Origin of the sequence: Chroogloeocystis siderophila 5.2 s.c.1, from assembly GCF_001904655.1 — a bacterium.
Taxonomy (GTDB): domain Bacteria; phylum Cyanobacteriota; class Cyanobacteriia; order Cyanobacteriales; family Chroococcidiopsidaceae; genus Chroogloeocystis; species Chroogloeocystis siderophila.
In genome coordinates this window covers 1-15990 of the sequence record NZ_MRCC01000005.1, presented here as the reverse complement: position 1 = coordinate 15990, position 15990 = coordinate 1, and the positions used below count along the sequence as shown (strand labels likewise).

Genomic DNA, 15990 nt, shown 5'->3' with positions numbered 1-15990 from the left:
AAAATCCCGTTACACTTGATAATACATACGTTTAGGAAATTAAATATGCAGCCTTCCAAGCATAGAGACTCACGGCAACGAGCTGGCGCTCCTAGTAAATGGAATCACCCACCCTCAGTAGCGATTAGAGTTCCAAAGTGTTTTACATCCCAGATCCTCCAATTTGCTAGGAAATTAGACAGTGGCAAGATAGAAAACCCACAAACTCAAACTGATACACACGAAACTAAAAACATTGACAAACTTCAATACATTGAATATTATCAAAATATGGTTCCAAAAATCTCACCCGCAGAGGTTTTCAAGGCGCTAGGTGACGAGCATCGCTTGAAAATTATCGAGTACCTCGCCTCCAGCCAGTCTTGTTGTGAACCTAGTGACGGGATCTGCGCCTGCGATATTCAAGACCTCGTTGGTCTTTCTCAAGCCACGGTTAGTCACCATATGAAAATCCTCGTGCAGGCTGGACTCGTCACATCTGAGAAGCGTGGCAGGTTAGTCTACTACAGCATCAATCCTGAAGGGTTCGCGATCGCTCTCGAACTAGCACGGAAATATTTCGATTTTGCGCTCTTACCCAAACCTATTCAATTAGAGGTCAAAGGATGACAAACACACTGATAGAAGCCAGTCGTTGGTTTCTGTTCCTATCAGTAGAGCTGATGGCGCTGTTTTTAGGGGTCAGTTTTCTGGTGGGTCTGCTCCAAGCTTGGATTCCAGACGAGAAAGTGAGTGCCTTTCTTAATCGTAAGAATCCTGTCATTGGCTACGTCATGGGAGCCGCACTAGGTGCGGCTACTCCTTTTTGCTCGTGTTCAACTGTGCCGATAGTTGCCGGACTGCTATCAAGTGGTGCTCCCTTCGGTCCAGTGATGTCGTTTCTGATAGCCTCGCCGATCCTCAATCCCGTGATCTTATCACTCCTTTTCATTGTTGTCGGCTTTCAAGGGACACTCGTTTATGCAGTGATTACCTTTCTTGCCTCTATAGTTGTTGGTGCACTTTGGGCAAGACTCGGATTGAAAGCAGACGTCAAGCGAGTGCGAGTGCGAGGAGGAAAGTCACTCAGCCATTCATCAAAGGGTTCAATTTGGCAACAGGCATGGGAGCAGGCATGGAGCTTTTTTACACCAATGATTCCTTACCTGCTGCTCGGTACAGCCATCGGTGCTTTTATCTATGGTTTCGTGCCTAGTGATTGGATTGTGGCGATCGCCGGTCCGCAACAACCGTTTGCCATCCCTGTTGCTGCGGTAATTGGTGTTCCCATTTATGTTCGTGCTGAAACTATGATTCCGATTGCTCAAGCGTTGTTGACTAAAGGTATGGGGACAGGTGCGGTGATTGCACTGATTATTGGTGGTGCTGGGGCAAGTATTCCAGAGGTATCTCTACTTGCAGGACTATTCCGCCCCCGATTGGTAGTAGCTTTTGTTATCAGTATCTTTATCATCGCCACAGCCAGCGGTGTCATCTTCGACCTTACCACTGTCTAAGCAGATAGCAACTTATACACGCTTATTTCCCTCACAATTCGCTTTCTATTTACTCTAGGAGGAAATTATGTCAAAGCAAGAACAAAAGAAAGGAATTTTTGGCGCTATCGCTAATTTATTCAAGTCGGAGAAAGAAGACTGTTGCTCGGTCAGCTTTGAGGAGATAGAGGACAACACAGCAGTAGAGCAGAACCCGACTGAAGGGCAAATAGAAGCTAAAAAACCCTCACAAGCAAAAAATCAGAGCAAAGGGTGCTGTGGTTAAAGGAAGCCTTCTTGAATAGCAATACTCCAAGGAGATACTCAGGAAACAGCAGACTAACAACTAGTTTTATAAAGTACTTTATCAGATCTACTGTTTTTTATAACCAGGTGCTTACTCTCCTCAAATTAATGGCTTTTGTTCATTAGGTACAAGACAGTCTTTGTAAACTTATTAAAAGGAAGTTGAGTTATGTCAACAGGTTTATTATGCCGCGATCGCTGTGGTTGATGCTAGTGTCTTTAATGTAGAAATCCGACGGGTCGAATACGATTATCTTGACTGGGTTAGCACCTTGGAGTGCGAAGGTATCGAACCCATTTTCATCGAGCCGATTCGGACAGAAGTTTGGACATTTGGCGTGGACAGTCTTCCGCTGACAGAACGTAGTAGATACTTAATCACTAGCCATAGTCATATGGTTCAGGTAAGACCTAAACCAAACTGAAAATGCGAAAATCGGAAGTTTCAATTTTGCTGCCAGTTTCTCTATTAGCTGGCTTTTGTTTGCTCGGCATTTTAAAACTAGCTTTTTTTGACGACTCTGGCTCAAAAAAGATAGACAACTTTACAGGGGAAAAGTAATGAAGGTGTTATGAGATGCAATTTAGAACTCAATTTTTGAGTGTGTAATATTAATCCAACCATGTTTGCAACAGATAGAACATATCGAAGCAACCTGTTGCACAGTCAAATTCTGGATGAGTTGATTTCTATTGTTATGTAATTGTTGACGAACAAGCATCTAGTAATTGCTATCAAAAGCGAGTGAGACGTTTATTGTAGTAATTGATTTATTAAAGTTTGCATTTTATCACGCAAAGATTGTGCTTCTTGATAAGCACGCGATCGCATTTTTCTCGAACTATTAAATTCGGCTTTCAACTCAGTTTTATACACAGGTTGAATAAAGTAGCGCAAGCGCGATCGCATTGCCCAAACGCCCATTGAAGGAAAAAGAGCAAATAGCGGTATTAACGGAGAAAGTGGTAAGAAGGGTAGATAAATTTTCTTAGCTAAATTTTTGAGATTGATTGCCCAAAGATGTAAATATTCATTACCAAGACAAACGACTGGAAGAATCGGGATATTGTAGCGATCGCTCAGTTGAACAAAGCTTAAATCAAACGTTTCTAATTGATATCTTTTGAACCATCCCTTGGCTGGACCGCGTAAGCCTTCAGGAGCATATAATAAAACAGTTTTTTGAGCCAATGCAGCCTCAAACTCGTTGCGTTCTGCTCTTACTCCGCCTAAAGTTTGCGACCATCCGTGTGGTAGCCACCACATCATCCAAGGATGATCGAATAATGCCACACCTGCGAGTGGTTGTACAGTCCAATCGCGGTTTTCTGCTAAAAGGTAGCCGAGTACAAGAAAGTCCCACGGAAAGCACATTCCCGCATGATTCATTGCGACAAGTAATGGTGCTGTTTTCGGTAAATTTTCTAATTGTTTTAGCTCGGCACGAAAGTAATATTTAACGATAGGTTTAAGAATCTCTTCGCGGAATGCTTGCTGATAGCGAGGATCGAATGAATAACCTTGATTTCTAGGAAAGCGACAACCCAGACGTAACCAGCGAATTAACAACGCCAGATAAAAGCCGCAGGGAATGAGACATAAAACATACTCTAGCCAATGCCAACCATCAGGATCGGCATGATAATGTTGCCAGTGGCGGTTGAATAGAATTAACCACCCTGGAGGATACCACAAGCAGAACCAGTCAAACCATGTGAATTGATAGGTATCAAGTGCAGATTTCCTCATTTGGTTCTACCTTGTACAACACAAATCTGATTGAAGTTCAAAATGTGAGGAACTTCCAAACTTCAAAGTCCCCCAATCTTGGGAGATTTAGGGGGCTGAGAGAATTTGTGTGTACACCGTAACTGATTTTGTCGTATTATCGTCTCTAAGTATATTGTATTTTCTTTTGTACTCAAAGACTGAACTACCGCTACTGTTATTGTGCCTTAACCCAAGCTTGTGCGCTCATTTGTACAGGATCCCAAGGGCTACTAAACGGAGGTGTGTAGCTGAGATCGAGTTTATTTAATTCATCTACCTTCATACCATGAAACAAAGCAGTCGCAAAAATATCAATTCGCTTAGCGACTTCTCCTTGATAATGCCCTACAATTTGCGCGCCTAGTAAGCGTCCAGTATGGCGATCGCCTGTCACGCGAATTCGGAGTTTGTGCGCGTGGGGATAATAAACTTTATGATCCCATGTTTCTAGCTCAACGGTAACTGCGTCTATTCCTGCACTTTGGGCTTCAGAATCGCGTAAACCAGTCCGCGCGATTGCCAAATCAAAAACCTTTACGACTTGCGTACCTAGCGTCCCCGCAAATTCTTGATTTCCACCTACTGCATTTTCACCAGCAATTCGCCCCTGTTTGTGTGCGGTTGTCCCTAGCGGTAAATAAGTAGATTGATTTAAAATTCGATGCCAAGTTTCCACACAGTCGCCTGCTGCATAGATATCTGGAACATTTGTTTCCATTTTTCGCGTGACTTGAATTGCGTTTTTAATACCGCAATTGACACCTGCTGTTTTTGCAAGATCGGTATTCGGTTTGACTCCTACAGCCACTAACACCAGATCAACAGTTGTATGATAGTTTTCGCCTTTGACTAATAACTGCGTTCCTTTTGATTCAATCGTTTCAATTGCCACACCGTTGACAGCTGTAACATTATGACGCTGTAGTTCTTCACCAATGATTTGACCTAAAGTAGGGTCAACAGTTTTCATTACCGTTTGGGAATGTTCAATTACCGTAACAGCGATACCTCGGTGCGTCAAAGCATCAGCCATTTCTAAGCCAATGTATCCACCGCCAATAATCGCAGCTGATTGTGGTTCATCGGTGGTTAGATATTGATAAATAGCAAAACTATCTTCCATCGAGTGCAACAAAAAAACTCCAGGAAGATCGAGTCCAGCAATTTGAGGGCGAGTTGATACCGCACCTGTGGCAATAATTAAGCGATCATAGTTCAAATTGTGCGATCGCATTTCGCGATCAACAACTGTAACAATTTTTTGCTGTGGAGCGATCGTCTGAGCCGTACAATTGAGTAAAAGCTGAATACCTTTGTCTGTAATCTCCTCAGTGGTGCGATGCGCTAAATTTCGCCAATCGGGAACTTCACCACTCAGGAAAAACGGCAATCCACAAATGCTGTAATTAGGAAAACTATCCGCGACAACAACTGTCAAATTAACTGTAGAATCCAACTCACGCGCTCGCAACGCCGCACTGATACCTGCGTCGCTACCACCGATAATAAGTAAATTCATGATTGTTACGCAGTAGTTTTAGTACTGAGAGACTCAATCAGTTTTTCGACTCTTTGTTTAACTTGTTCGCGCACTTCACGGAATTTTTCGATGGATTCACCTTCCGGATCGTCAAGTTGCCAATCTTGAAAGACTTCACGCAGTACCCAGGCTTCGGGTAAGTTGACACCGCAGCCACACAAAGAAATGACTGCATCGTAATCTTCAGGATTAAAATCGCTTAAAGGTTTGGATGTCTGATTGCTAATATCGATACCAACTTCTGACATGACTTCTACGGTTGTTGGATCGACTGCACTTGCTTCTAATCCTGAACTTGTGACGGCAATTTTGCCTTCTCCTAGTGTACGGGCAAATCCTTCTGCCATTTGGGAACGGCGTGAGTTTTTCTTGCACACAAACATGACTTTTTTCATGGTTTTACTGATTGTTCGTTTTGACTTCTAAAGCACGATTGGCGATTTGGATAACTTCTTTTGCCGCTTTTTCTTTGCGTTCGCTGTATCTATCGGTGAGATAATCAACTTTGTCGCGCAGTAGTAGAGTGAATTTGTAGAGTTCTTCCATGACGTCAACAACGCGATCGCGATATGGTGAATCTTTCATTGTTCCGTCGTCGTTAAACTCTTGATACGCTTTTGCTACTGAAGACTGATTGGGAATCGTAAACATCCGCATCCATCGCCCTAAGATGCGTAGTGTATTGACTGCGTTAAATGACTGCGAACCACCGCTGACTTGCATCACAGCTAGCGTTTTACCCTGTGTTGGTCTAACTGCACCTAAATTTAGAGGAATCCAATCAATTTGATTTTTCATAATGCCGGTGATATTACCGTGCATTTCAGGACTCGACCAAACTTGTCCTTCTGACCATAAACTTAATTCTCGAAGTTCTTGTACCTTATGATGTGTGTCAGGTACGCTGCTATGAACAGGTAACTCACGCGGATCGAAAAACCGCACTTCTGCACCAAATTCTTCAATAATTCTGGCAGCTTCTTCTGCTAACAGACGACTGTAAGAACGTTCGCGTAAAGAACCGTACAAAAATAAAATGCGTGGTTTGTGATTAAATGTCATCTCTTCAGACTTATTACTTGTAAGCACTGACACAACGAGGATCTCTTAAAGTTGCTTTTTCGGGTTCTCTGGGGAACCATGCGGCGGTTCGCTTACATACTTCAACTAACATCAGCATCACGGGAACTTCGATTAAAACACCCACTACTGTGGCAAGGGCTGCACCTGAATTTAAACCGAAAAGGGTGACTGCTGTAGCGATCGCAACTTCAAAATGATTACTTGCACCAATCAACGCCGCTGGTGCAGCATCTTCATAAGACAATTTCATTTTCAGTGCAGCAACGTATGTGATTAAGAAAATGAAATTTGTCTGAATAAACAGCGGAACTGCAATTAGCAAGATGTGCAGTGGATTGTTAACTATGAGATCGCCTTTAAAGGAAAACAACAGCACTAAAGTAACAAGTAATGCAGTAATTGCAATCGGACTCAAATATTTGAGAAACCTACGCTCAAACCACTCTCTACCTTTATGTTTAAAAATCCAGTAGCGGCTGTACATTCCTGCAACCAAAGGTAAGCCTACGTAAATCAATACCGATAAAACAATTGTTTGCCAAGGTACTGTTAAATCATTTGCTGCAAGTAACCATCGCCCCAAAGGTGCGTACAAAAACAGCATTGCCAGCGAGTTTACCGCTACCATGACTAGGGTATGTCCTTGATTGCTGTAAGATAAGTATCCCCACATCAGCACCATTGCTGTACAAGGGGCAATTCCAAGTAAAATCGTGCCAGCAATGTAAGAATTGGCTAAGGTAACTTCAGTACCGCGAATTATTTCTGTACCTGTGAGGAAGTTACGAAATAACCAACCTAAGAAAAACTGAGCAAACGCTACCATTGTGAACGGTTTAATTAACCAATTCACTACTAAAGTTAAAATGACAGGTTTTGGGGCACGAATTGCATTTTTTGCCTGGGTAAAGTCAATCTTTACCATGATCGGATACATCATGAAAAAGAGACATATCGCGATTGGAATTGACACTTGATAGATACTCATCGCATCTAACGCAACCGCAACCCCAGGAAATAACCTACCGAGTAAAATTCCGGCAATAATACACAAGAATACCCAAACGGTAAGGTATTTTTCAAAAAAGCTTAGATGACTACCAGCTTTAACAGCAGTGCGATTTGCTTGAGGATTCTTTGTACTCATCAGGTTTGTTTATATGGTAACTTTATTTTGAACGAACCACAGAGGAGCCAGTCCCGTGCGGAGGTTTCCTCCGTTGAGGGAACTGGCGTGCGCTGAGAACGCAGAGGAAAGAGGTAGGGAGATATCTCATAAATGATCTGGGTTTGTTCTAGTCAGATAGATGTGGGATAGTTGCTGAAAATAATATCTATGACCCATTACCTTGAATAACTAAAATTTCGCTTGTCTACGCAATAATTCGCTAATTGTGATGTTGAGTTCTGCTTCTCCCTCGAATACTGTTCCAACTTTTCCGGTGTAGAAATGTCTTTCGTTTAAGTCGTAGGCTTCTTCGGGTAAAGGTACATAACCTACTGAACTTACCAACGTTGGGGCTTGCTTGTTGTAGAAATTGACAAAATCTCTGACTGCGGGTTTCTTCTGCGCGTACTGTGCATTAACATAAATGAATAAAGGACGCGATAGTGGTTGATATTCATTGGCTTCTACCGTTTCGCGCGAGGGAATCACCGCACCTTTGCCGTTATCAACTGCTAGGGCTTTTAATTTATTTTGATTTTCTTCTAAGTAGGAAAAACCGAAGTAACCTAGTGCGTTAGGATCTTTGCTGATTCCTTCGACTAAAACATTGTCGTCTTCACTCGCTATGTAGTCGTTGCGGCTAGCTCTTGTTTCGCCGACTACTGCTTCAGTAAAGTAATCAAATGTACCCGATTGTTTACCTGCTCCGTACAATTTTAATGGGCGATCAGGCCATGCAGCGCGTACTTGGTTCCAGCGAGTAATCTTACCCTCTGCGGCTGGTTCCCACATTCTTTTTAACTCAGCAACAGTAATATCTTGCGCCCAATCGTTTTGTGGATGTACAGCAATTGTTAGTGCGTCAAAGGCAATAGGAAGCTCAATGTATCTTATAGAATTTTTATTACAAGCTTCCATCTCTGCGGTTAAGATGGGACGCGAAGCGCCAGCAACATCAATTTCGCCCGCACAGAACTTTTTAAAGCCGCCGCTTGTTCCTGAAAAATCAACTGAGATTTGCGCTTGACTACCTTCTTGAGTCGATTGAAATTCTTTGGCTACCGCTTGTGTAATTGGATAAACCGTACTCGATCCATCAACTCTCACTGATGTATCTATGGTATTTGTTGCTGCGGTTAGCTGTGGTGATTGCGTTTGTGTTGAGGAATTGGGTGTTGTTGTGCAAGCTGTTAAAGCCAACGTCCCCAGTGTGATCGCCAATTCTTTGAGCGTAACGTTCATTGACCTCACCTAGATGGCAGGTGTTGATAGTATATCTCTATCATTTCAAAAAAAATTGATTTGTCAAGTAAAAATATTTTACAGAACGTAAATAATCAGGCGGGAGATTTATAAAGCTAATCTGGACACGAACGACTCGGCATAATAGCACTAAAACGCCGGAATTCGGCTAAATACTGCTCTAGCATAACGAATTGCGGTAAATTCAAGCTGTAGTAAATCCAGCGTCCTTCTTGACGCGATCGCACTAAACCAGCTTCTTTCAAAGTTTTGAGGTGAAAAGAAAGTTTCGACTGTGTAACGCCTAAAGCATCACACAATTCGCAAACGCACAACTCGCGATCGCGCAATAGTTCAATGACGTTAATCCGGATAGCATCGGATAAAGCATGAAAGCCTAAAAAAACTGAGTCTGGAGAGATAACTTGCATCAACTTAAATTGAAATGTAAAGAAACGATGTTTAAATGGCAAGCGATCGCAAAAACACTAGAGATGCTTGTGAAAAGCAAGAGAAGTTTTAATGTAGCTGTAGCCCATCTTTTCATAAAAAATGTGTGCCTGCGTGCGGACAACATTTGAGCGGAGATACACACTTTCGCATCCTTGCTGACTTGCCCACTGTTCTATTTGTAACAATAATTGCCGACCGATACCACTACTACGATATCTTTCATCAACAACTAAACCACCAATTTCGGCGTGTAAGTTTGTTTGGAAAAGTAAACATAGGTGGGCGTGAATCCAGCCAACTACACCAATATCAGAAATCTCTGCGACATAAACAGCATGATTCGCTGAGTGCATTTGTGCTAAACGCTGTCGTACAGCACTTGTAGTTGTGGGATAACCCAACTGGTGAGATAGGTTCGCAATGGCGTTTGCATCGTGGGCGATCGCTTGTCTGATTGTGCAATCGGTGTTACTCAACTAATCCCTAACGAATAGAATTCGTGGCTACACAAACATATTAAGCGATAGATTAGGACATTTTTAAAATCTCAACATCAGTTATTGATTTGGTTTTCAACTCCTGCCTTTTGCTACTTTATATATTTATCGCTTGATTGCCAGTGTCAAACCATCAGCGATTGCTATTAAGCTAATGACTACTCGCGGATCGTGATGCAGGAATTGATTCAAGTCTCGAATGGCGATCGTACATTCATCATCATCAAAATCAGGATCGATGACTCTGCCACACCAAAAGACGTTGTCAATCGCGATTAACCCACCACGACGGATGAGTTTTAGGGATTTCTCATAATAATCTCTGTACTCAACTTTATCAGCATCAATGAAGACAAAATCAAATGTTTCCGCTTGTCCATCGCTTAAGAGTTGATTTAGTGTTTTCAGCGCTGGGGCAAGGCGCAAATCGATTTTATGTAAAACTCCTGCGGCTTGCCAATAACGACGGGCGATCTCTGTATCTTCTTGACTCACATCACAGGTAATCACAGTTCCATCATTAGGTAATGCCAGAGCGATCCATACTGTACTATAGCCAGTAAATGTACCAATTTCCAACACTTTCTTGGCTAGCATCAGCTGCACAAGAAACGCCATAAACTGTCCCTGATCGGGAGAAACTTGCATATCACCTTCAGGATGCTGTGCGGTTTCTTGACGCAGTTGGGTCAATATTTCAGGTTCTTGTAGGGAAACAGATAGTAGGTAGTTATAGAGATGGGGTTGCAGTTGCTCAGCCGCATCATTTAGAACTGGGGTTTTAGTTGACATGGTGGTGTTCTCTGATAAACAACTAAAGATTTCGTGCTTTACCATTTATGGATAGACGGTAGCAGAAGACATAGTACGGCAGGAAGCGCAGTCAAGCAGTCGTACGACAATAGAAATCGTATTTAGCGTATTGGTTTGTTCAGTAAAGTTAAATGCCCAAACAGAAACCGAATGACTTTATGGATTCTAGATACCGACCATGTTTCGCTGTTACAACGAGGTCATCCAGTTGTTGTACAGAAAGTAGCAACTGTCAATCCTGATGAGATTGCAGTAACAATTGTGACGATGGTTGAGCAGATGTATGAGCGATTAGAGGTTATCAAGCGGGCAAAGACAAAGGAAACCATGATACTTGCTTATACTCAACTGCGGCAAACTTTTGATCGCCTGTGTCAAGCCAATATTCTTGATTTTGACCGAGGTGCTTATGATCGCGAATCGGTGAGACAAAAGATTCGTATTGGGACATAGGATTTACGAATTGCAGCGATCGCGCTTTCGATAAATGAAGTTGTAGTGACGCGCAATCAGAAGGACTTTGCTCAAATACCGAATTTGATAATTGAGGATTGGTCACAATCGTTCTAAAGGTGCCGGTGAACATAAACTTAACTACCTTTAAGATCAGGATTATTGACTAGATATTTGAAGAGGTCGTCAAGGATGAGGTTAGCAGCGAGGGGACCATTGCCATGCCATCGATTTATATCCACTTGATAAACTTGATTATTTTGAACAGCCTGGAGAGTAGACCAAATTGGAGAGTTCAAATAATTTGAAGTGTTTGCCTGACGATCGGTGATGAGCAAGATGACATCTGCGTCATGCTCTGAAATTACTTCTAAACTTAGCGGCGGACTATCACTTGAGGAGTTCGCTAACCGTTCTTGTATAGGAGGGCGACGTATTCCAATATCAACAAGTACTTTGCTACAGGTCAGTTCGCTACTTGGCGTAGCCATCATTCCCCATGCGAACACAAGTACAGATACTTCTGTTACATCCAGACGTTGACCCATTGCTGTCTTAAATTGTTCAACTCGATGCCAATACTGATCGATAACTTGTTCTGCTACAGCTTCCTTGTCAAAGATTTGAGCAATAAAGCGCAATCTTTCTTTAAAGGAAATTAGCGTTTCAGGAACAGCAACCGTAGGAGCAATACCTGATAACTGACTATAAATTTCTGATTGGGACTCGCGAGCTAAGATTAAATCGGGTTTGAGTGCCAGAATTTTTTCCAAATTGGGTTGATGTCCGTCACCCACGATTTCAACATTGGCAATTTGCTCAGCTTCAATGCCGCGCACTGGCGATCCCACATCTGCGGCAAAGGTTGTAATCCCGGTCGGTTTAATGCCAAGTGCCAACACTGGATCTAGCAGAAATGTATCATGTAAAACAATGATTCGCTGTGGGTGGGTCGGAATTTTTACTTCTCCTAGAGCATGCTCAACCGTTTGACTCGCAGATGGAGGAAGCGAATAGGGCGAAGATGAAAGAGTAGGTTCAGATAGATTAGGATTACAGGCTGTCAGACTGCTGGTGAATACCATAGCTATCAGTCCCTGCCTCCAGTATCGAGAGGTCTTGAAAATTCGGGAGATGGTTAGCTGTTGAAGGTGTCCCATAATCCGCTAAGTACGAAGATGTTTCATAATCTGTTGAATAATTTATCTAGAAAGTGGTGCGATAGATTAAGCTGAGAGTCCTCCCTCTAGCAGCAGGAGCACGAGTAGGATCGAATCCCAAAAGAGTTTGACTCTCAAGGTCAAGATATTGATTGTTGAATAAGTTTTCAATCCCAATACTGATTGTTCCTCCAAATGCCTCGATTTGGCTGATCAGATCTACAACGATGTAACCCTCAATAGGTATGACGTCGATGCCTTCTTCAAATGCGCGATTGCGATCGCCCACTGCTAAGACTTGGAGACGGTTACGCCAACCCGGAGTGGTTTGATGCTCGACATAAACTGTCGCTTTGAGAGGCGAGATTCCTACATCTCCAGAGAAAAGGGGCACAAAGTTACCACTATCCTCAAAATCAGCTTCGCCCTCTTGCCAACTCACAGCACTGCCAAGTCGCCAGTGATTGCTAGGTTGCCAATCGAATGCTGCTTCAATACCGTAAGTGCGTTGAGGGGCACGAGCGATTGTTACTTCTCCAGTTCCGCCAAATCCAACAATAAATTCGCCCAAATCAGATTCAGTAAAGAAACCAGCAATCGATGCCCGAAAATCAGACCACTGTCCTCGAATGCCAATTTCATAATTGTTGACCTTGACGGGTTGAAGTTCTTCAAAATCTTCTTCTAATGAAAAGTTTTCCGGTGGATCACTAAAAAGTTCAGCAAAATTGGGCGGGGAAAATCCTTGTGAGAAATTAGCAAATATCCCAATATTGTTTGTTACTTCATAGAGCACACCAACATTAAAGATGACATCATCAAAGTTTATCGTTCCCCCTCCGACAGGATCACCAAATCGGCTGATATAGTCAGGCGCGTTCACTCTAAAGTTTGCATAACGTGCTCCACCACTCAACTGAAAATTGTCGGTGATGTCCCATTGAAGCTGAGCAAATATTCCTAGCTCTTCTAAATCGTAAGAGGGGGCTGAGAAAAGCTCTCCAATTTTACGCAATGTTCGTCCATTGCTTTCATCAAATGCAACTGGATCTAGAATATCGGTAGTATCATCACTTCGTCGGTTATCATAGTCGATCCCCCATAACGCGTTGGAACCTTGCCACAAAGGGGACTCAATCTGTATGCGCCCACCCCAGTTTTGCTCGTCAAGCCGCGAGTTGTTAATCACAACTCCTAACTCATCATCTCGACGATCTTGAACACCCGCTGTCAGTGCAGAATAATCTCGAAAATAAGCTTGTGCTTGTAGTGAATTGCCCAGCAGATTGGCATGAGTATAGGTCAGATTAAGAAGTAGATTGCGATCAAAATATGGGTCAGTATCAATGAATTCTTGTCTACCCACTTTGATCGCCCGAGCCTTGTCTTCACTCTCTGGATCAGCAATAATTTCGTTCTCGACCCGTTCACTATCATAGTAATTGACAGTGAATTGCAGCCGTTGATTGCTGTCAATATCGACTCCAATCGTGCCTAAGACACCATAGGACTCGTTTTCATCAATGGGTCGGGCTAGAAAGATGCGATCGCCTTCAGCATCAAAGAAAGCGGCTGATCTTTCTCTGGAAAGCGCCAGAATATAATCAGCTACACCTAAATCACCAGAAAATATGGCGCTTTGGCGATTGCCAATACTGTCATTTGTAAAAAATTCTCCTCTATCTCCGATGTAGGCATTTGCCCCTGCTTCTAATGTCACGACGAATGGTTCATCAGCAGGTCTACGGGTGATAATGTTTATGGTTCCACCCGTTGCCTCAGAGCCGTAAACCGCGTTTGAGCCACGCACAACCTCGATTCGTTCGATCGCCTCAGGCGCAATGGTTTGTAATTGGCGTCCAAAGGTGCTTTCAACGGGTACCCCATCAATCAAATAGGAAACTCCCCGACCTCGGATAGTGCCTCGGTCATTACGACTGAGAGAGGGCGGATTAAAGCCGGGAATTTCGCGCCCTAGAATCTCTCGCAACGTAACTGGTAGATTTCTCTGCGTCTCTAGTTCCTCGCGATCGATCACCGTGATTGAACGAGGAATTCTCGTTTCCTCTTCTTCCGTTCGCGTACCCGTCACCACCACTTGAATCACGTCGTCATCGACTGCATCGGCGGTTTCTATCCCTGGTGCTACACTCAGCACTAAACCCTGTGCCTGTGTACGCACTTCAGCGATAGGTGGTGCCTCTGTTCCCGTAATCGCCACCCGAATGCCGTTTCCTGTTGGTATCACCGAAACCAGCGCAATTCCTTCCGTCGGACTAGCCGCCTGAAATTCACCCTCCGGCAGTGCCAGCACTGCGTTGGGAATATCTGCAATCAACGCATTGCCTACCACAGAAGTGGCAGGAGCCGCCAGTTGTCTCTCGGCGGTTTCCAGAATCACCTCAACTCCAGTTTCAGTCGGATTAACCTGTACCCCTGTGACCTGAACCAGCGACTGAGCAATTTGCTGCACCCATTCGTCAACGGTTGTCGCAGGATGGTCGAGATCGCTGAGTTGAGTAGGTGGTTCATTAGTCGGATGTTCTTGGCTAGTGAGTAAATGATCATTTTCTAATGACGACTGACGGTTATTGCCGATAGACTCTGCCCCCGCAGGAGCCGCCAGTACCAGCAACGGCAACACTCCAGCAACCAACCAACCTTGCAACCACCATCCACGATTCATAAATCCCTCACACCAAATCCTCATTGAGCATCTGTTACAAGCATCTTCACAAGTAGCTTGTGGTTGTCTATGCAGTCAAATACTAAATATTCTCAATAAAGACTACGATAGAGAAGTTGGCGATCGCTACTGCTTTTTAGTTCGAGATGGATTTTTTTTAGTTCGAGACGGATTATTTTTGCGGTGACAGATATCACTGATATTGGCTAACGATGCGGTGAGTAGGCAAAATATAGTATGCGTATTTCTAGGAGACGCTCATGGGGCAGCAGACCCAGTAAAATAGAAACATTCAATTATTTCCATTGTTTTATGGTTGCTCAGCTGACAATCAATTATCCAGAAAGTCTGCCAGATGTTTTGCAGCAAACGCCAGCGCAATTTGAGCAAGAAGCAAAATGGGCAATGGTTGTTAAGCTATTTGAAATGAAACGCATTTCGTCTGGGATTGCGGCTCAAATCCTCAACATTGATCGGGTGAGTTTTTTGCTGAGTTTGTATCGCTACAATGTCCCCGTAATCGACCTGGATGAAGCCGACTTGCTATCTGATTTAGCCAATGCCTGATGCTAAACGCATAGTGATCAATACTAGTCCGCTAATTGCTTTGGTGGCGGCTATGGGTGATTTTGCTGTTTTGCAGAGGCTCTACGTTGAAGTGCTAGTACCTTACGAAGTAAGTCAAGAGATTTTAGTCGATAATGCTTCTCGTTTTGCGGCAGCGGAATTCGATGCAGCCAAGTGGCTTACCAAGCAGCCTCAACCCATAGAAGTATCCCCACTCCTGAGCAATGCTCTAGGTCGGGGTGAGGCATCTGTCATTCAACTTGCTCTTGATGCAAAAATCCAAACGGTTTGTATTGATGAAGCCTTGGGTCGGCGCTTTGCTCGGTTAAGTGGATTGTCACAGGCAGCATTGGAATTCTGCTACGGGCAAAGCAGCAGGGAGAACCCATTGTGATGAAAGATGCGATCGCACGAATGCAGTCTCGCGGTATCCGCTTAAGTCAATCAGTGGTGGATTTTGCTCTCCAGCAGGCAGGTGAGAGGTTTTGAAATCATCCAATTAGGGGTAATGCCAAACTGACGACGAAATGCTGCGGTGAAGCTACTGTGGCTTCGATAATTCACAGCGATCGCTACTGCTTTTTGGTTCGAGACGGATTATTTTTGCGGTGACAGATATCACTGATATTGGCTAACGATGCGGTGAGTAGGCAAAATATAGTATGCGTATTTCTAGGAGACGCTCGTGGGGCAGCAGACGCAATGAACTACCCCGCCGCAAGCGGACGGGGTATCAGAATCAAAAAAGAGTCAATTGCTCATCTCGGTGCAGTTTG

General features: G+C 43.6%; 17 protein-coding genes and 1 pseudogene. 7 read left to right on the top strand and 11 right to left on the bottom strand.

Annotation, left to right across the window (positions count from 1 at the left end):
* Positions 1 to 45 precede the first annotated feature (45 nt).
* The 4 genes from NIES1031_RS24795 to NIES1031_RS23665 all read left to right on the top strand — a co-directional run bounded on the left by NIES1031_RS24795 (position 46) and on the right by NIES1031_RS23665 (position 2206).
* Positions 46 to 609 carry an ArsR/SmtB family transcription factor gene (locus tag NIES1031_RS24795; RefSeq protein ID WP_218596689.1) on the top strand — a complete coding sequence of 188 codons (564 nt, stop codon included), beginning with the start codon at positions 46 to 48 and terminating at the stop codon, positions 607 to 609.
* Positions 606 to 1496, top strand: a complete 891-nt coding sequence (locus NIES1031_RS06580; RefSeq protein WP_073548697.1) for a permease — start codon at positions 606 to 608, stop codon at positions 1494 to 1496. Before NIES1031_RS24795 ends, NIES1031_RS06580 begins: the two co-directional genes overlap by 4 nt.
* A gap of 67 nt (positions 1497 to 1563) precedes the next feature.
* Entirely contained in the window at positions 1564 to 1761 is a 198-nt protein-coding gene (locus NIES1031_RS06575) for a hypothetical protein (protein WP_073548696.1), read from the top strand.
* A gap of 220 nt (positions 1762 to 1981) precedes the next feature.
* Positions 1982 to 2206, top strand: a complete 225-nt coding sequence (locus NIES1031_RS23665; protein WP_143167721.1) for a hypothetical protein — start codon at positions 1982 to 1984, stop codon at positions 2204 to 2206.
* 329 nt (positions 2207 to 2535) lie between these two features.
* Here the strand turns inward: NIES1031_RS23665 and NIES1031_RS06570 are convergent, their stop codons facing one another.
* From NIES1031_RS06570 to NIES1031_RS06530, 9 genes are all read right to left on the bottom strand, one after another.
* Positions 2536 to 3531, bottom strand: coding sequence for a 1-acyl-sn-glycerol-3-phosphate acyltransferase (locus NIES1031_RS06570; RefSeq protein ID WP_073548695.1), 996 nt, complete (start codon positions 3529 to 3531; stop codon positions 2536 to 2538).
* A 196-nt stretch (positions 3532 to 3727) separates the two neighbouring features.
* Positions 3728 to 5071, bottom strand: coding sequence for an FAD-dependent oxidoreductase (locus NIES1031_RS06565; RefSeq protein WP_073548694.1), 1344 nt, complete (start codon positions 5069 to 5071; stop codon positions 3728 to 3730).
* Between the two features lie 5 nt (positions 5072 to 5076).
* Positions 5077 to 5487: an arsenate reductase, glutathione/glutaredoxin type gene (gene arsC, locus NIES1031_RS06560; protein WP_178378063.1), complete on the bottom strand. Its 411-nt coding sequence runs from the start codon at positions 5485 to 5487 to the stop codon at positions 5077 to 5079.
* 4 nt (positions 5488 to 5491) lie between these two features.
* Positions 5492 to 6154, bottom strand: a complete 663-nt coding sequence (gene arsH / locus NIES1031_RS06555) for an arsenical resistance protein ArsH (protein ID WP_073548693.1) — start codon at positions 6152 to 6154, stop codon at positions 5492 to 5494.
* A gap of 13 nt (positions 6155 to 6167) precedes the next feature.
* A complete protein-coding gene (gene arsB, locus NIES1031_RS06550) occupies positions 6168 to 7322 on the bottom strand; it encodes an ACR3 family arsenite efflux transporter (protein WP_073548692.1) in 1155 nt (384 codons plus the stop codon).
* A 210-nt stretch (positions 7323 to 7532) separates the two neighbouring features.
* Positions 7533 to 8585 carry a PstS family phosphate ABC transporter substrate-binding protein gene (locus tag NIES1031_RS06545; RefSeq protein ID WP_073548691.1) on the bottom strand — a complete coding sequence of 351 codons (1053 nt, stop codon included), beginning with the start codon at positions 8583 to 8585 and terminating at the stop codon, positions 7533 to 7535.
* A 116-nt stretch (positions 8586 to 8701) separates the two neighbouring features.
* A complete protein-coding gene (locus tag NIES1031_RS06540) occupies positions 8702 to 9016 on the bottom strand; it encodes an ArsR/SmtB family transcription factor (protein WP_073548690.1) in 315 nt (104 codons plus the stop codon).
* 57 nt (positions 9017 to 9073) lie between these two features.
* Entirely contained in the window at positions 9074 to 9514 is a 441-nt protein-coding gene (locus NIES1031_RS06535) for a GNAT family N-acetyltransferase (RefSeq protein ID WP_073548689.1), read from the bottom strand.
* Between the two features lie 126 nt (positions 9515 to 9640).
* Positions 9641 to 10327: a class I SAM-dependent methyltransferase gene (locus NIES1031_RS06530; RefSeq protein WP_073548688.1), complete on the bottom strand. Its 687-nt coding sequence runs from the start codon at positions 10325 to 10327 to the stop codon at positions 9641 to 9643.
* A 171-nt stretch (positions 10328 to 10498) separates the two neighbouring features.
* Between NIES1031_RS06530 and NIES1031_RS06525 the strand changes: the two genes are divergently transcribed.
* Entirely contained in the window at positions 10499 to 10801 is a 303-nt protein-coding gene (locus tag NIES1031_RS06525) for a type II toxin-antitoxin system VapC family toxin (RefSeq protein WP_218596688.1), read from the top strand.
* A gap of 137 nt (positions 10802 to 10938) precedes the next feature.
* On the opposite strand, the gene NIES1031_RS06520 is transcribed toward NIES1031_RS06525, so the two are convergent.
* Both NIES1031_RS06520 and NIES1031_RS25950 read right to left on the bottom strand, forming a co-directional pair.
* A complete protein-coding gene (locus NIES1031_RS06520) occupies positions 10939 to 11886 on the bottom strand; it encodes an ABC transporter substrate-binding protein (protein WP_178378062.1) in 948 nt (315 codons plus the stop codon).
* A gap of 121 nt (positions 11887 to 12007) precedes the next feature.
* On the bottom strand, positions 12008 to 14647 hold the full coding sequence (locus NIES1031_RS25950; protein WP_073548686.1) for a TonB-dependent receptor domain-containing protein: 2640 nt from the start codon (positions 14645 to 14647) through the stop codon (positions 12008 to 12010).
* 312 nt (positions 14648 to 14959) lie between these two features.
* Here NIES1031_RS25950 and NIES1031_RS06510 point away from each other — a divergent pair, with 312 nt between their 5' ends.
* Together NIES1031_RS06510 and NIES1031_RS06505 are read left to right on the top strand one after the other, a co-directional pair.
* Positions 14960 to 15214: a UPF0175 family protein gene (locus tag NIES1031_RS06510; RefSeq protein WP_073548685.1), complete on the top strand. Its 255-nt coding sequence runs from the start codon at positions 14960 to 14962 to the stop codon at positions 15212 to 15214.
* Positions 15207 to 15703 (top strand): annotated as a pseudogene (locus NIES1031_RS06505) (PIN domain-containing protein). The gene NIES1031_RS06510 and the pseudogene NIES1031_RS06505 overlap by 8 nt, the downstream one beginning before the upstream one ends.
* The last annotated feature ends 287 nt before the right edge of the window (positions 15704 to 15990 follow it).

Excerpts from the sequence above, each read along its gene's own strand:
- NIES1031_RS24795 (WP_218596689.1), top strand. The coding sequence starts at position 46 with ATGCAGCCTTCCAAGCATAGAGACTCACGGCAACGAGCTGGCGCTCCT.
- NIES1031_RS06580 (WP_073548697.1), top strand. The coding sequence starts at position 606 with ATGACAAACACACTGATAGAAGCCAGTCGTTGGTTTCTGTTCCTATCA.
- NIES1031_RS06575 (WP_073548696.1), top strand. The coding sequence starts at position 1,564 with ATGTCAAAGCAAGAACAAAAGAAAGGAATTTTTGGCGCTATCGCTAAT.
- NIES1031_RS06570 (WP_073548695.1), bottom strand. The coding sequence starts at position 3,531 with ATGAGGAAATCTGCACTTGATACCTATCAATTCACATGGTTTGACTGG.
- NIES1031_RS06565 (WP_073548694.1), bottom strand. The coding sequence starts at position 5,071 with ATGAATTTACTTATTATCGGTGGTAGCGACGCAGGTATCAGTGCGGCG.
- arsC (WP_178378063.1), bottom strand. The coding sequence starts at position 5,487 with ATGAAAAAAGTCATGTTTGTGTGCAAGAAAAACTCACGCCGTTCCCAA.
- arsH (WP_073548693.1), bottom strand. The coding sequence starts at position 6,154 with ATGACATTTAATCACAAACCACGCATTTTATTTTTGTACGGTTCTTTA.
- arsB (WP_073548692.1), bottom strand. The coding sequence starts at position 7,322 with ATGAGTACAAAGAATCCTCAAGCAAATCGCACTGCTGTTAAAGCTGGT.
- NIES1031_RS06545 (WP_073548691.1), bottom strand. The coding sequence starts at position 8,585 with ATGAACGTTACGCTCAAAGAATTGGCGATCACACTGGGGACGTTGGCT.
- NIES1031_RS06540 (WP_073548690.1), bottom strand. The coding sequence starts at position 9,016 with ATGCAAGTTATCTCTCCAGACTCAGTTTTTTTAGGCTTTCATGCTTTA.
- NIES1031_RS06530 (WP_073548688.1), bottom strand. The coding sequence starts at position 10,327 with ATGTCAACTAAAACCCCAGTTCTAAATGATGCGGCTGAGCAACTGCAA.
- NIES1031_RS06525 (WP_218596688.1), top strand. The coding sequence starts at position 10,499 with ATGACTTTATGGATTCTAGATACCGACCATGTTTCGCTGTTACAACGA.
- NIES1031_RS06520 (WP_178378062.1), bottom strand. The coding sequence starts at position 11,886 with ATGGTATTCACCAGCAGTCTGACAGCCTGTAATCCTAATCTATCTGAA.
- NIES1031_RS25950 (WP_073548686.1), bottom strand. The coding sequence starts at position 14,647 with ATGAATCGTGGATGGTGGTTGCAAGGTTGGTTGGTTGCTGGAGTGTTG.
- NIES1031_RS06510 (WP_073548685.1), top strand. The coding sequence starts at position 14,960 with ATGGTTGCTCAGCTGACAATCAATTATCCAGAAAGTCTGCCAGATGTT.